The 13307-nt window shown below is 58.6% G+C and carries 12 protein-coding genes; all 12 read right to left on the reverse strand.

Annotated features, from left to right (window positions below; genetic code table 11):
• Positions 1-62 precede the first annotated feature (62 nt).
• The 12 genes from D7S44_RS16885 to D7S44_RS16940 all read right to left on the reverse strand — a co-directional run bounded on the left by D7S44_RS16885 (position 63) and on the right by D7S44_RS16940 (position 13188).
• Positions 63-2441, reverse strand: coding sequence for a membrane-bound PQQ-dependent dehydrogenase, glucose/quinate/shikimate family (locus D7S44_RS16885; protein WP_120456794.1), 2379 nt, complete (start codon positions 2439-2441; stop codon positions 63-65).
• 517 nt (positions 2442-2958) lie between these two features.
• Positions 2959-3711 (reverse strand): SDR family NAD(P)-dependent oxidoreductase, encoded by a 753-nt coding sequence (locus D7S44_RS16890; protein ID WP_120456796.1) that lies wholly within the window; start codon positions 3709-3711, stop codon positions 2959-2961.
• 14 nt (positions 3712-3725) lie between these two features.
• A complete protein-coding gene (locus tag D7S44_RS16895) occupies positions 3726-4481 on the reverse strand; it encodes an SDR family NAD(P)-dependent oxidoreductase (protein ID WP_120456798.1) in 756 nt (251 codons plus the stop codon).
• Between the two features lie 113 nt (positions 4482-4594).
• Positions 4595-5305: a GntR family transcriptional regulator gene (locus D7S44_RS16900; RefSeq protein WP_120456800.1), complete on the reverse strand. Its 711-nt coding sequence runs from the start codon at positions 5303-5305 to the stop codon at positions 4595-4597.
• Positions 5306-5357: 52 nt separating this feature from the next.
• Complete coding sequence (locus D7S44_RS16905) at positions 5358-6383, reverse strand: proline racemase family protein (protein ID WP_120456802.1); 1026 nt, start codon at positions 6381-6383, stop codon at positions 5358-5360.
• A gap of 11 nt (positions 6384-6394) precedes the next feature.
• A complete protein-coding gene (locus D7S44_RS16910; protein ID WP_120456804.1) occupies positions 6395-7876 on the reverse strand; it encodes an aldehyde dehydrogenase family protein in 1482 nt (493 codons plus the stop codon).
• Complete coding sequence (locus tag D7S44_RS16915; RefSeq protein WP_120456805.1) at positions 7873-9138, reverse strand: NAD(P)/FAD-dependent oxidoreductase; 1266 nt, start codon at positions 9136-9138, stop codon at positions 7873-7875. Before D7S44_RS16915 ends, D7S44_RS16910 begins: the two co-directional genes overlap by 4 nt.
• A 62-nt stretch (positions 9139-9200) precedes the next feature.
• A complete protein-coding gene (locus D7S44_RS16920; RefSeq protein WP_120456807.1) occupies positions 9201-10079 on the reverse strand; it encodes a dihydrodipicolinate synthase family protein in 879 nt (292 codons plus the stop codon).
• Positions 10080-10104: 25 nt separating this feature from the next.
• Positions 10105-10770, reverse strand: a complete 666-nt coding sequence (locus D7S44_RS16925; RefSeq protein WP_120456808.1) for an amino acid ABC transporter permease — start codon at positions 10768-10770, stop codon at positions 10105-10107.
• 10 nt (positions 10771-10780) lie between these two features.
• Complete coding sequence (locus tag D7S44_RS16930) at positions 10781-11452, reverse strand: amino acid ABC transporter permease (RefSeq protein WP_120456810.1); 672 nt, start codon at positions 11450-11452, stop codon at positions 10781-10783.
• Positions 11453-11461: 9 nt separating this feature from the next.
• On the reverse strand, positions 11462-12163 hold the full coding sequence (locus D7S44_RS16935; protein ID WP_240629495.1) for an amino acid ABC transporter ATP-binding protein: 702 nt from the start codon (positions 12161-12163) through the stop codon (positions 11462-11464).
• A 191-nt stretch (positions 12164-12354) separates the two neighbouring features.
• Complete coding sequence (locus D7S44_RS16940; protein WP_120456814.1) at positions 12355-13188, reverse strand: transporter substrate-binding domain-containing protein; 834 nt, start codon at positions 13186-13188, stop codon at positions 12355-12357.
• Positions 13189-13307: the final 119 nt, after the last annotated feature.

The raw sequence follows: 13307 nt of genomic DNA on the forward strand, positions 1-13307 counted from the left end.
CGAGCCGCGAGCGTCACTCACGGCTCTCCTGAGCGCTGTTCACCTGCTACAGGCGTCTGCCATCAGGGCAAGCTGTAGGCGATAACGTCATCGCCGCGCTTGTCAGAATGTGGTGAGCCGCCGGCAAAAATAACCACGTATTGCTTGCCTGTCTTCGCCGAGCGGTAGGTGATGGGACCGCTCTGGCTGCCCACTGGCAGACGTGATTTCCACAGCTCCTCGCCCGTGTGGCTGTTATACGCGCGCAGATAGAAATCCTGCGTACCCGCAAAGAACAGCAGGCCAGAACGCGTGGCCAGCGATGGCCCCAGGGTTGGCATACCCAGCGGCATCTGCAGGCCAACCGGTATCCCTAACGGCCCGGTATCCTGGACGGTGCCTACTGGAATCTGCCATACCAGCTGATGCGTTTTCAGGTTAATCGCCGAGAGCGTGCCGAAAGGCGGCGCCTGGCAAGGCACACCCAGCGGCGACATCAGACGCTCACGCAAAGTACCAAACGGAAGCCCTTTCTGGACAATCCATCCCATCCCTTCGCTGGTGCCTTGTCCCGGTGGAATGTCTTTGGCAGCGACCATTTTGTAGTACAGACCCAGACGTAAATCATTAACAAACATCAGATTCGTCGTGGGGTCAACTGAGACGCCTCCCCAGTTAATTCCACCAAGCGATCCTGGATATTGCAGCGTCATATCCAGCCCAGGAGGAGTAAAAATTCCTTCATAGCGACTGGACTTAAAGCGAATGCGGCACAGCAGCTGATCGAACGGCGTGGCGCCCCACATATCGGACTCTTTCAGCGTCTCATTGCCGATACCCGGCATTGAGGAGTAAGGCTGCGTAGGCGAATAGCGTTCGCCCGGCAGATTGCCCTGTGGTACAGGACGCTCCTCAATCGGCGCGATCGGTTTACCGTTACGGCGATCGAGCAGGTAAATCATGCCGGTTTTAGAGGTTTCAGCCAGCGCAGGCGTGACGGTGCCGTCATCGTTTTTAATGTCATACAGCAGCGGCGTGCCCGTGACATCAAAGTCCCACAGGTCGTGATGAACGGTCTGGAAGTGCCAGACCGGACGACCGGTTGCCACATTGACCGCCACGATAGAGGAACTGTACTTGTCATCTTCCGGGGTACGTTCGCCGCCGAAGAAGTCCGGCGTGGCGTTGCCTGTTGGCAGGTAAACCTGGCCGAGATCGGCGTCATAAGACATACCGACCCAGACGTTTGGCGTGCCGCGCGTATAACCTGCCGGGGAGAGCGGCTCGCGCGTCACCGCAGGATTACCTGGATCCCACGCCCATACCAGCTTTCCGGTCACGGCATCGAAGGCGCGAACCACACCCGGCGGCTCACCGGTTTCGAAGTTATCGATAACGCGGCCGCCGACGATAACCAGGTTGCCAGCCACCAGCGGCGCGGAAGACTGCTGATAGTAGCCAGGCTTCACTTCACCCATGCCGGTCTTCAGGTCGACAACGCCGTTATCGCCAAAGTTCGCGGCGGGCTTGCCCGTGTGCGCATCAATGGCGACCAGGCGCCCGTCACCGGTCGGGAAGAACAGCCGCTGCGGACTGACGGAGGCGTCAAGCGCGCTGCCTGGCGATACCACGTTTTTAGCGCGGGTCGCATCAAAGTAGCCAATGCCCCGGCAGCGCTGATAGGTAGAGTTGCCCCGGCCCGCGGTGTAACGCCATTTTTCCTGACCACTGTCGATATCGTAGGAGATCAGCGAGGTGTAGGCGGTGCAGACAAACAGGCTGTCGCCGATCTGCAGCGGCGTGTTCTGATCTTCCGCATCACCTTTATCCGGCACCACGGCTTCGCCGGTATGCGCCGTCCAGGCGACCTTAAGATCGTTTACGTTTTCAGGGGTGATATCGCTCAGCGTTGAAAAGCGTGAGCCCCTGCTATCTCCCGACCAGGTTTGCCAGTCCTGAGGGCCGGAGTCTGGTGCGATATCGTGAGCGGACGCGTTGTTTGCTGCCACATCTCCGTTGCGGATAATTCCCTTCGGCTGGAAGGTGCTGATAAAGGCGGCAATTACGCCAACCGCAACCACGCCGCCGAAGGCCAGCGACCAGTGACGCGTTTGACGATGGCGGGAGAGCAGAGGAACGGAAAACGCAATCAGCACCGCGCCCGCAGCGGGTGCGAAGAGTCGGGAAAAGAGCGGCCAGAACTGCAGCCCAACATCCATTAACGACCAGATAATACTGAAGATCAGCGTAACGCCGAACAGCAGTGCGCCCGCCATATGACGGCGGAACAGTAAAATACCGCTGACGAGCAGCAGCACGCCAGCAATCAAAAAGTATCCGCTGCCGCCCAGCCAGACCAGCCAGCCCCCGCCGCCGATAAAATAGAGACCGGCCAAGGCGGTGACAATGCCAACCAGCCTTAGCCAGATTCGCCCGAGCTTCCCCGTTTTATTCACATCCATAAATTATTTCCCTTGTTAATTAATAAAGGCATCCACTCCGCTCTCAACTGATAAATATCCCGGTGAAAAGAGACGTCCTTTCCCGCCGACAGTTATCAGGCAAAAGGCTGCCCGCCCGTTTCAGTTACGAACAGGAACGTCATAAATTTTGCGGGGTTATTTGATGTTGCAACCTGGACTTAGCGTCCGCGCATCTTTATCAGCCTTGTGCTTTAAGCATTGCGTAATCTGCTTCAGCAGATAAATGCATACAAACCTGTACACATGGCGGCGTGAAGGATAGATCCCGGCCTTTAACAAAGTCAATGCAGCGTGTTTACATAACTTTAAATTATGATTAATAGATCGGGACGATGTGACCAAGATCACATCTTGCACAGAGAGGCAGAGAGAAGCCAGGCGATATATCCGCGTACTTACAAAGGGTTAAGCCTGGCTTAATGGATCAGGAACAGCTCAGAAAAGGCGGGCAAACGCCGAACAGAGGTTTTAAGCATGCCCGCAACGAGAGAAAACGTTAACGAACGTAGTCTGCGCCCGTAATGTCGATTGTCGAGCCGGTGGCATGGCGACATTTACCGCTGGCGAGAAAGGCGATCATCGCCGCGACGTCGGAGGGGGGCGTCACTTCCCGCAGCGGCAGATCGGCCGTGACCTTCTCTTCGCCAACGCTGGCGATATGCTCTTCCGCCATGGCGGTGCGCACCCAGCCGGGCGCCAGCGCGTAGGCCAGCACGTTCTGATGGCCATAACCGCGCGCGATACCTTTGGTCAGCGCCAGCAGACCGCCTTTAGCCGCGCCGTAGGCAAGATGATCCGGCCCATCGCCGCGATGTGAGGAGCGGCTGGCCATATTGATAATGATGCCGCCGCCGTGCGCGGCGAAGCGTTCGATAGCCAGTCGGCACAGGTCTGCCGGCGCTTTCAGATTCACCTGTAAATTAAGCTGCCAGCCGTCGTCCCAGGCCGCCGCGTCGTTCAGCGGCGTCGCGACGTAAATCCCGGCGTTGTTCACCAGCACATCAATGGTCTCGGTGAGGCTTAGCGCCTCCTGCCACAGCCGCTGTGCGCCGTCCGCCTGCGCTAAATCTGACTGAATCAACTGCAGACGTTCGGGATAGCGTGCCAGCATCTGCCCGGCGCTCTGCCTGTCGCGGCCGTAGTGACCGATAACCCTCGCGCCTTCCGCGAGCAGCGCTTTTACTATTTCGCTGCCGATACCCTTAGTCGCACCGGTTACCAGCACCGTTTTTCCTGACAGAGAACTCATCTTCACTCCTTTGGTTAAGCGACGGCTTGTGCGCCAGTGATTTCCAGCAAAGAGCCGCACAGATAGGGCGCTTCATCAGAAGCGAGAAAAGCGATCGCCGCGGCAATCTCTTCCGGCTCGCCAATACGCCCGAACGGCACCAGCGCATTAAGATCGTCCAGCGAGCGGCCGCTGCGGGCAAGATTGCTCTCCAGCATGGGCGTGCGGACCTCGCCGGGGCAGACGGCGTTAACTCGCACCTTTGCCGGCGCGTAGTCGCGGGCGAGGTTAAGGGTAAATGCCGCCACGGCGGCTTTAGAGGTATTGTAGGCGATATGACCCGGCGCCGGGTGCAGGCCCCACTGCGAGGCGGTATTGACGATGGCGCCGCCGCCCTGCGCGATCATATGCGGCAGTACGGCGCGACACATATGAAACAGCGCATCAAGGTTCACGGTAAAGGTCTCTTCCCAGTCCGTTTCGCTCAGATCAAGCAGCGCGCCGCGCCGGTTAATACCCGCATTGTTGATCAGCACATCAATGCGGCTTTCCTGCGCTTTCAGCTCAGAGACAAAGGCCGCAATCGCCTCCCGGCTGGAGAGATCCACCGCCTGCCAGCGCGCTCTGCCGCCCGCAGCGCTGATATCTTCTGCCAGCGCCGCCGCTGCCCGGGCGTTGCTGTCCAGAATCCACACCTGCGCGCCCTCGCGCGCAAAGCGGCGGCAGACGGCCTCGCCTATTCCTCCCGCGCCGCCGGTAATAATGACGTTCTTGTTCTGAAAGCGATTCATTTTTAGTCCTTTTAACGATGGTTAAATATGAAAAAGCTTAAAAAGGCGGCAGCAGTCTGCCGGAACGAATCTGCGGGTGCGACAAAATCAGCGGGCAGAATCGGAGCCGTTAATTAATAGTTCAGCTCCATATCCTTTAATAAATTGCGCTGCATAAAGGTCAGAAAGCGATTTTGAAACAGCATTGTATGTTCGTGCGCTCTGGTGTCCGCCAGATCCGCGTCGCCCGATTTAATCGCCGCGATCAGCTCATCGTGATCCCGTCCCAGCTTTGAGGGCGCGTCCTGACGCGTCATAAAATCGAACTGTAAATGCTGTATGCGCTGCCCTTCCGACAGTAATTTGTCATAGTATTTCGCCAGATAGCCGTTGCGCGCCGCAGCGGCTATCGCAAGATGAAACTCCTTGTTGCGCTCGGTCATGGCGCTAAAGTCACCTTTATAAACCATCTCCATATAGGCTTCGTTGGCCGCCTCGATACGGGCGATATCCTCATCGTTGCGATGCAGCGCCGCCAGACGGGTCACCGCGCGCTGCACTAAGTCCAGCGCCGTGATGTAGTTAGGAAACTCTTCAATCTCAAACGGCGTCACGATCGCCGTCCGGTTGGGCAGAATAGTCACCAGCCCTTCACTGACCAGCCGCGCCATCGCATCGCGCACCGGCGACCGCGACAGGCCAAAGGTGGTCGCCAGCGAAATCTCATCCAGCTGCTCGCCATGCTTTAGCTGAAGCGTGAGGATCTGGCGGCGCAGCTCTTCATAGATATAACGTCCGCCGTGGCGACGTCCTGCTCCCTCTTCTTTCTCACTTTTTTTGCGCATTATCCGACTCTCTGGCTGAAGAATTTAAAGGCATGTTAGCGGTCAGCATCAGTCAGGACAATGCCGGTCCCCAGGTGTCGCTCAGCATAAAGCCGGCGGAGAGAGGATCGTCCGGATCCACCCCCAGCTGCTGAAAGCCGTAAACCCAAGCCCGTCCCGTTACGCGCGGCAGCACGGCCGACTTCTCGCCAACCTGCGTACGGCCAAGCAGCTGCACCCTGAACTCGCCGTTAATGGTAGAGCGTGAGGTCAGCTCATCGCCGATTTCAACCTCGCCCCGCGCGTCAAGCGTCGCCAGGTTTGCCGAGCTGCCGGTGCCGCAGGGTGAGCGATCGACGCGCCCCGGCGGCAGCGTAGTGCAGGTACGCCAGATTCGGCTCTCTTCGCGCTGGCGAAACATAACGTAGGCGACCTCATTGATTTGCGGCAGCAGAGGATGCGCTACCTTGATCTGCTGGTTGATGTAGTGGCGAAAATCGACGCCGTAGCTCGCCAGGGCGCGCGCGTTATCAGGCCCGATGGTCAGGCCGATCTGCTCCACGTCCACCAGCGCATAGTAGACGCCGCCAAAAGCGATATCCGCCTTCAGCTTGCCCACGCCGGGGATCTCGAACTCGCGATCCAGATGCTCAACAAAGGCGGGCACCATATCGAGCGAAACGCTGAGACAGCGGCCGTCGGAGCAGCGTGCAATGGCCGTCACGATGCCGGCCGGCGTGTCGAGGACAACCCGTGTTTCCGGCTCCTGCATGGCGACCATGCCGGTCTCAAGCAGCGCGGTCACCACGCAGATGCAGTTGCTGCCGGACATTGGATGCGCCTTGTCCGCCTGGAGCACGATAAAACCGGCATGGGCCCCCGGCACCGTCGGCGGCAGCAGCAAGTTTACCGACATCTGCAGGCAGCCGCGCGGCTCCAGCGTGACTAAACGGCGCAGACTGTCATCGACCTCGTTGATGTAATTCATCTTGTCGAGCATCGTGGCGCCCGGAATATCAATGACGCCCGACGTAATGACTTTGCCTATCTCACCTTCACAGTGCACATCAATCAGCTGTAGCGTTTTTTTCCAGCGCATCGCGTTATCTCTTATTTCAGGTACCAGCCCCAGGGCTCTTCGCTGTCGTAGCGGGTAATTTGTTTGATTTCCAGGTAGTTGTTTAATCCCCATTCGCCCAGCTCGCGGCCGATACCGCTCTGCTTATAGCCGCCCCACGGCGCCTCGGTGAAGGTAGGCTGCGAACAGTTGATCCAGATGATGCCTGCCCGTAGCCTGCGCGCTACCCGCTCCGCGCGTTCGAGATCGGCTGACATAACAGCGGCCGCCAGGCCAAAGCGCGAACGGTTGGCGGAGGCGATGGCTTCCGCTTCGTTGTCGAACGCCCGCACGCAGACCACCGGGCCGAAGATCTCTTCGCGCCAGATATCGCTCTCTTCCGTCATATCGGTAAAAATAGTCGGCTGCAGGAAAAAGCCCTTCTCATGTCCCGCCGGACGCGCGCCCCCGCTCAGCAGCGTCGCGCCCTGCTCCACGCCCTGCGCGATAGCGCGCCGGACCTTATCATACTGCGCCGCATTAACCAGCGGCCCCAGCAGCACGTCCGCCTGCATGCCGTTGCCGATGCGGATCTTCTCCGCTTCCTCCACCAGACGCGCCAGCAGAGGCTCATAGAGTCCGCGCTGTACCAGCACGCGTGACGTCGCGGAACAGACTTCGCCTTTGTTCCAGAAAATACCGAAGAGGATCCACTCCACCGCTTTTTCAATGTCGCTGTCGTCAAACACAATAAAAGCGGACTTCCCGCCCAGCTCAAGGCTGACGTTTTTAATGTCAGCGGCCGCGGTCTGCATGATTTTACGGCCGGTCGGCACGCTGCCGGTGAAGGCGAGCTTGTCGACGTCCGGGTGCTCGCTCAGCGGCGCGCCAGCCTCCGGGCCAAAGCCGGTGATAACGTTGAGCACGCCCGGCGGCAGCTCTGCCTCGCGCGCAATCTCCGCCAGCTGCAGGGCGGTAAGCGGCGTGACCTCCGAGGGTTTCAGCACGACGGTACAGCCCGCCGCCAGCGCAGGCGCTACTTTCCAGGCCGCCATCAGCATCGGGAAATTCCACGGCACGATCGCGCCGCAGACGCCTACCGGCTCTTTCCGCGCGACCGAGCTGAAGCGTTCGTCGGTGAGCGTGACCGTCTGCTCTCGCTCGCCATCCAGCTTCTCCGCCAGGTCGGCGTAAAAGTCGAAGCAGTAGGCGGTATCGCCAATATCCCACAGCGCCTCCGGCAGTGGCTTACCGTTGTCGCGCACCTCCAGCTCCGCCAGCGTCTGCTGCTTATCACGGATCAGGCTGGCGATGCGGCGCAGATAGTCAGCGCGCTGCTTTCCGCTCAGCAGAGGCCAGCCGCCGTCGTCAAAGGCGCGCCGCGCCGCCTGAACCGCCAGATCAACATCCTCTCTGGTGGCCGCCGCCACTTGCGCGATAGCGACCTCAGTTGCGGGATCGATGGTATCGAAGCTGCCGCCCCTGACCGGTGGCTTCCACTCTCCGTTGATAAACAGCGTGTTGCTAAAGCTCATGTGCGTTCTCCTTCCATAAATCGATAGGCACTAAAGGGCGTCAGGTCCTGCGCAGTCGAACGCTTCGCGGCAAGATCGGCGATCAGGCGCCCCGTAGTGGCACCCAGCGTCAGGCCGAGCTGCCCGTGACCAAAAGCCATCAGGACGTTTTGCAGGCGGCGCGAGCGATCGATGATCGGTTTGGTATCGGGTAAAAAAGGACGATGCCCTACGCCAAACTCCTTCGCCGTGTCGTTAAGCTGCGGCAGCAGTCTGCGCGCCTTTTGCAGGATAATTTCCGCGCGCCTGAAGTCAGGTCTGGCGTCGGCGCCTGCAAACTCGATGGTGCCGCCAATTTGCAGACCCCGCGTCATGGGCGTAAAGCAAAAACCGCCATCCGCATAGATGACCGAGTGACGAAACTCCACCTCTGGCTGCGGCAGGAGCGCCTGATAGCCGGAAATGCCGGTCAGCGGCACGCGCACCCCAAGCTGCGGGAAAAAGCGACGCGAACCGGTTCCCGCCGCCACCACAACATGATCGGCAGAGAGCGTACGGCCGTCTTGCAGCGTGACGCCGGTGGCTACGCCCTGCGCCTCGAGAATAGCGGCCGCTTCGGTGTCGATGCGTATGCCGCCCTGACGCACGAACGCCTCGGTGAGCGCGGCGATAAAGCCTTTGGTATCGCTGACCGCGCACCAGTCAGGAAAGAGCACGCCGTGGGAAAACTTGCCCGCCAGCACCGGCTCCAGGTCGCCAATGGCACCCGCGTCGAGCATCTCAGCCTTGAAGCCCAGCCGCTCGCGCAGTTCCAGGTGCTCGCGCTCGGCCGCCAGGCCGTGCGGCGTATCAAACACTTCAATCACCGGACGCTGACCAAGCAGCGTTTTATCCGGGCAGAGCGCCAGCAGCGCGGCAAAATCGTTGTAGACTTCACGCGTAAGCGTCGCCATCGCCTGCGAAATCGCGTTAATGCGGCTGGGACGCGCGTTGCCGACGAAGCGTAAAAACCAGGGTAAAATCGACGGCACCGCCGCCGGACGCAGCGCCAAAGGCCCGGTCTGATCCAGCAGCCAGCCGGGAATACGCTTGAGTATGCCTGGCTTAGAGAGCGGGATAATTTCGCTCACCGCCATCTGCCCGCAGCTCCATTTGGCCGTGCTGTCGCCCGGCGCGGCCGGATCGATCAGCCACACCTGATGCCCCTCCTTTTGCAGGTAGAGGGCGCAACAGACGCCAACAATACCGCCACCAATCACTACTGACTGCTGCTGTTTCGACATGTTGTTTCACTCAGTTAAGCGGCTGACAAACGGGCTATTCGCCAGCCTGCGCGCCAGTCGGTTTAGCCCTGCGACGCTTCAAAAATTTTGCGGAAATCGGCCTTCTCTTCGGCGGTCAGCGGCAGCAGCGGCATACGCGCATTGCCCGGCCTGAAGCCCGCCAGCTCGCAGCCATATTTTACCTTCTGAATAAATTTGCCCTCTTCCATGCTCGCCATCACCGGGAACAGCGCGCGCATCACGTTCTGCGCGCCAGCCAGATCGCCGCTGCTGAACTTACGGTAGAAGTCGCAGATCTGATCCGGGAAGCAGTTGGCCGGTCCGCAGATCCAGCTGCTGGCGCCCCACATAAAGAAGTCAAAGGCGACGTCGTCGGAGCCGCAGGAGAGCTGATAATGCGCTTTATAAGCGTTGCCAATCTCAACGGCGCGCAGCACGCTGCCGCTGCTCTCCTTAATGCCGACGACCCGAGGATGATCTTTGAACGCGTCCAGCACGCCAAAGCCTACCTCTACATTGGTGCGCACGGGATAGTTATAGAGAACCAGGTTAATGTCACTAAATTCATTTAAAATCGCCTGGTAATGCGCTATCAGCTCCTCTTGTGACGGCAGCGCGTAATAGGGCGGCGCGATCAGCAGGTTGTGGTAGCCCGCCTCAACCGTCTGTCTGACCTGTTCCAGCACCTCGCGGGTACAGGAGCCGTTGGCACCTGCGATCAGCGTGCCGCGATCCCCCACCACGGTTTTCACCGTTTTCAGTACCTGACGGCGCTCTTCGTTGGTGAGCGCATAGTATTCGCCGGTCGAGCCGAGCGGTACAAAACCACTTACGCCCGCCTTAAGCTGATACTCCAGAATCGCGGCCAGTTGATCGTGATCGACGTCGCCCGCATCGTTAAACGGGGTGACCAGCGCAGGTAAAATGCCTTTCATCTTCATGGTTACAGCTCCTGTGGATCGGTTATCAAAGGGCGTAGCGACGCAGCAAACGCGACTCGACGACGCCCACCAGACGCGTTAAGGGGAATGCCACGACGAAATAGATCACAGCGACGGCGGTGAGAAACTCAACCGGACGCGCCGTACTGTTGGATATGTTCTGGCCGACGAACATCAGGTCGGCGACGCCGACGGACGAGATCAGCGCGCTCTCTTTAAACAGGCTGACCACGTTCGACAGCAACGTTGGCACGGCGCGCAGCAGCGCCTGCGGGAAAATAACGTAAAGCACCCTGGCGGCAGGCGTCAGGCTGAGCGCCACGCAGGCGTCATGCTGCTCGCCAGCGATCGACTTCAGCGAGCCGCGAAAGGTTTCGCTGGTGATCGCCGCCATATACATCACCAGTGAAAGCGTGACGCAGACCCAGGGCGAAATATCGAGCCGGAAGACCACCGGAAAGCAAAAGAACACCCAGAACAGCTGGATCAGCAGCGGCGTTCCGCGAAAGAACTCCACGTAGAGCGTGAGCAGCCAGCGCAGCGGCGCAAAAGAGGAGAGGCGCAGCAGGCTGATAACAAAGCCCGCCAGGCTTCCCAGCACGGCGCAGCTCAGCGTAAAAATCAGTGTGATGCCCAGCCCCTGCAGCAGCACGTGCCAGTAAGAAAAAACCTGCGTGAAATCAAGCGTCATAATCCGCTCCTTAGCGCGCCGTCGCCGCGTCCTGACGACGCTCGATCCAGGAAACCAGCTGGGAAATCGGCAGCGATAGCGCGAAGTAGATCAGCGCGATCAGCGAGTAGGTTTCCAGCGGACGATAGCTTTCGGTGGCGATGTTCTTCCCCACGTACATCAGGTCGGAGATGGCGACAATCGCGACCAGCGCCGTCTGCTGCAGGATGGAAATGCCGTTGGTCATCAGCACCGGCAGCGCGCTGCGAAACGCCTGCGGCAGCACCACATAAAGCGTCTGCTGCAGGCCGTTCAGCCCCAGCGCCACGCCAGCGTCGTGATGTTCTCGCGGTACGGCCTGCACGCCCGCGCGGTAGGCCTCGGCGTTAAACGCGGCCAGGTTCAGCCCTAGCGCCAGAAAGCCCATATATATCGGATCGATAAACAGGTTGAACATCATCGGAACGCAGTAGTAAAACCAGACGATTTGCAGCAATACCGGCGTACAGCGAAAAAACTCAATAAATAATTTCGTTGGCCAGCGAATAACAGAAAAGCGGCTCATCGCCATCAGGCATAAAATAAATCCCAGCGTCAGGCCAAGCACGTTCGCCATCAGTGAAAGCTCAAGGGTTATTTTTAAGCCATCCCACAGCGCGTCAAAATGCCCGCTGAGAAAGTGGAAGTTGAATTGATAATCCATCGCGCCCCCTTAATTAAGGTGTAAAACTTTTTCCAGAAACTCACGGGTGCGGGTCTCTTTCGGGCAGGTAAATAACATTTCAGGATGACCCTGCTCGACGATTCTTCCGTTAGCGCAGAAAATAACGCGCGAGGCGATATTGCGCGCAAAGTGCATATCGTGGGTCACGATAATCATCGCCATTTTTTGCTCGGCAAGCTGCATCATCACGTTCTGCACTTCGGTGACCATTTCCGGGTCGAGCGCGGAGGTGACTTCGTCAAACAGCATCAGCTCCGGCTCCAGCATCAGCGCGCGCGCAATCGCCACACGCTGCTTCTGTCCGCCCGACAGCTGGCTCGGATAGGCGTTAAGCTTGCTTTCCAGCCCGAAGCGCGCCAGCAAAGCGCGCGCCTTATCGGTGGCGGTTTTTTTCGCCACCTTGTGCACCTTAACCGGCGCCAGGATCAGGTTCTGTAAAACAGAGAGATGCGGGAAAAGCGTGTAGTGCTGAAATACCATTCCTATTTTTTTCTGAATATTATTATCGACGATTTTCGCCTGTTTCTCTTTATCGCCGACGATATAGTGTTGCTTCTGAAAATTAATGGTTCCGCGCTGAATCCCTTCCAGCCCCATTAATACGCGCAGCAAAGAACTTTTACCGCTGCCGCTAGGCCCAATAATCACCAGCCGGTCGTCGTTTTTCATGCTGAGCTGGAAATTATCCATAACGACCAAATCACCATATGCCTTGCTGACGTTTTCCAGCTGAATAAATTCGCCTTTATTAAATTCATTGATAAATAACGGGCGTACGTCCTGCGGGCGAGCGGGAGCCGCCGCCAGATTGGTTGAGCCATTCATAGTTATTTCTCCGCTGCGTGCGGAATGCACGCGACTCTGTGAAATTCAATCAGCTGTTATTTGGCGGCGTTTGCCTGAATGGACGCCTGGTTAACCAGCCTGTCGATATCGCCCGTGGCGCGACGCTGGCTCAGGTAAATGTTAAGTACATCCAGATCGGCCGCGGAGACAGCGCGCGGCAGGCCGAAGGAGACGCCCTGCTTCGCCAGCGCCGGGGTGGGCAGGATCTCTTTCGCCCAGTCCGGGTTCGCCACGGCGAACAGGTGGTTGGTGTCGCTGGCGTCAACCAGTACGTCCGCGCGCCGCGCCATCAGGGCCATGCGGCTTTCGTCGTTACCCGGCAGACGCATAATTTTGGCTTTTTTGATCGCGGCGCTGATCGCTTTATCCTGCGCCGTGCCCGACATTACCGCGAAGGTCACCTCTTCCTTATCGTAATCCGCCAGTTTATTGCCCAGGCCGTTTACCTTCGGGTTCTGCTTATTGACCAGGAAAGAGATTTGATAATCCTGCGCCGGTACTGAGAAGCCCACCGCCAGCGCGCGCTCCGGCGTCTGATTCAGCGCCATCGCCAAATCCCATTTGTCGCTCTGCAGGCCCGCGACCAGCGTGTCCCAGCTGGCGTCAACGAACTGCACCTTCACCTTCAGCACGTTCTGCGCAAAGTCGCGGCACAGTTCGGCAAAGTAGCCGCTGTACTGCTGCGTTTTTGGATCGCGCATGACGTAAGGCGCCGCTGGTGCCGCGCCGCAGCGCAGCACGCCTTTTTGCTGAATTGTCTGCCAGAAGTTGTCGGCAGCCAGGGCGGAAGATGCCGGGGCGCACAGCGCGCTGCCCAGCGCCAGACAGCAGGCGAGCTTTTTAAAAGCGGATAAACGAACACTGACCATAACGACCTCGTCCAAACGTTAGATGTTGCGAACAGGAACAGTTGGGTGTGTTACTTCCTTAATTTGTGTGCATCCTTGTATGCATTACCACTCGGAGAATAGAAGCACAAAATTAACAA

Origin of the sequence: Pantoea piersonii, from assembly GCF_003612015.1 — a bacterium.
GTDB lineage: Bacteria > Pseudomonadota > Gammaproteobacteria > Enterobacterales > Enterobacteriaceae > Pantoea > Pantoea piersonii.

Excerpts from the sequence above, each read along its gene's own strand:
- D7S44_RS16885 (WP_120456794.1), bottom strand. The coding sequence starts at position 2,441 with ATGGATGTGAATAAAACGGGGAAGCTCGGGCGAATCTGGCTAAGGCTG.
- D7S44_RS16890 (WP_120456796.1), bottom strand. The coding sequence starts at position 3,711 with ATGAGTTCTCTGTCAGGAAAAACGGTGCTGGTAACCGGTGCGACTAAG.
- D7S44_RS16895 (WP_120456798.1), bottom strand. The coding sequence starts at position 4,481 with ATGAATCGCTTTCAGAACAAGAACGTCATTATTACCGGCGGCGCGGGA.
- D7S44_RS16900 (WP_120456800.1), bottom strand. The coding sequence starts at position 5,305 with ATGCGCAAAAAAAGTGAGAAAGAAGAGGGAGCAGGACGTCGCCACGGC.
- D7S44_RS16905 (WP_120456802.1), bottom strand. The coding sequence starts at position 6,383 with ATGCGCTGGAAAAAAACGCTACAGCTGATTGATGTGCACTGTGAAGGT.
- D7S44_RS16910 (WP_120456804.1), bottom strand. The coding sequence starts at position 7,876 with ATGAGCTTTAGCAACACGCTGTTTATCAACGGAGAGTGGAAGCCACCG.
- D7S44_RS16915 (WP_120456805.1), bottom strand. The coding sequence starts at position 9,138 with ATGTCGAAACAGCAGCAGTCAGTAGTGATTGGTGGCGGTATTGTTGGC.
- D7S44_RS16920 (WP_120456807.1), bottom strand. The coding sequence starts at position 10,079 with ATGAAGATGAAAGGCATTTTACCTGCGCTGGTCACCCCGTTTAACGAT.
- D7S44_RS16925 (WP_120456808.1), bottom strand. The coding sequence starts at position 10,770 with ATGACGCTTGATTTCACGCAGGTTTTTTCTTACTGGCACGTGCTGCTG.
- D7S44_RS16930 (WP_120456810.1), bottom strand. The coding sequence starts at position 11,452 with ATGGATTATCAATTCAACTTCCACTTTCTCAGCGGGCATTTTGACGCG.
- D7S44_RS16935 (WP_240629495.1), bottom strand. The coding sequence starts at position 12,163 with ATGGATAATTTCCAGCTCAGCATGAAAAACGACGACCGGCTGGTGATT.
- D7S44_RS16940 (WP_120456814.1), bottom strand. The coding sequence starts at position 13,188 with ATGGTCAGTGTTCGTTTATCCGCTTTTAAAAAGCTCGCCTGCTGTCTG.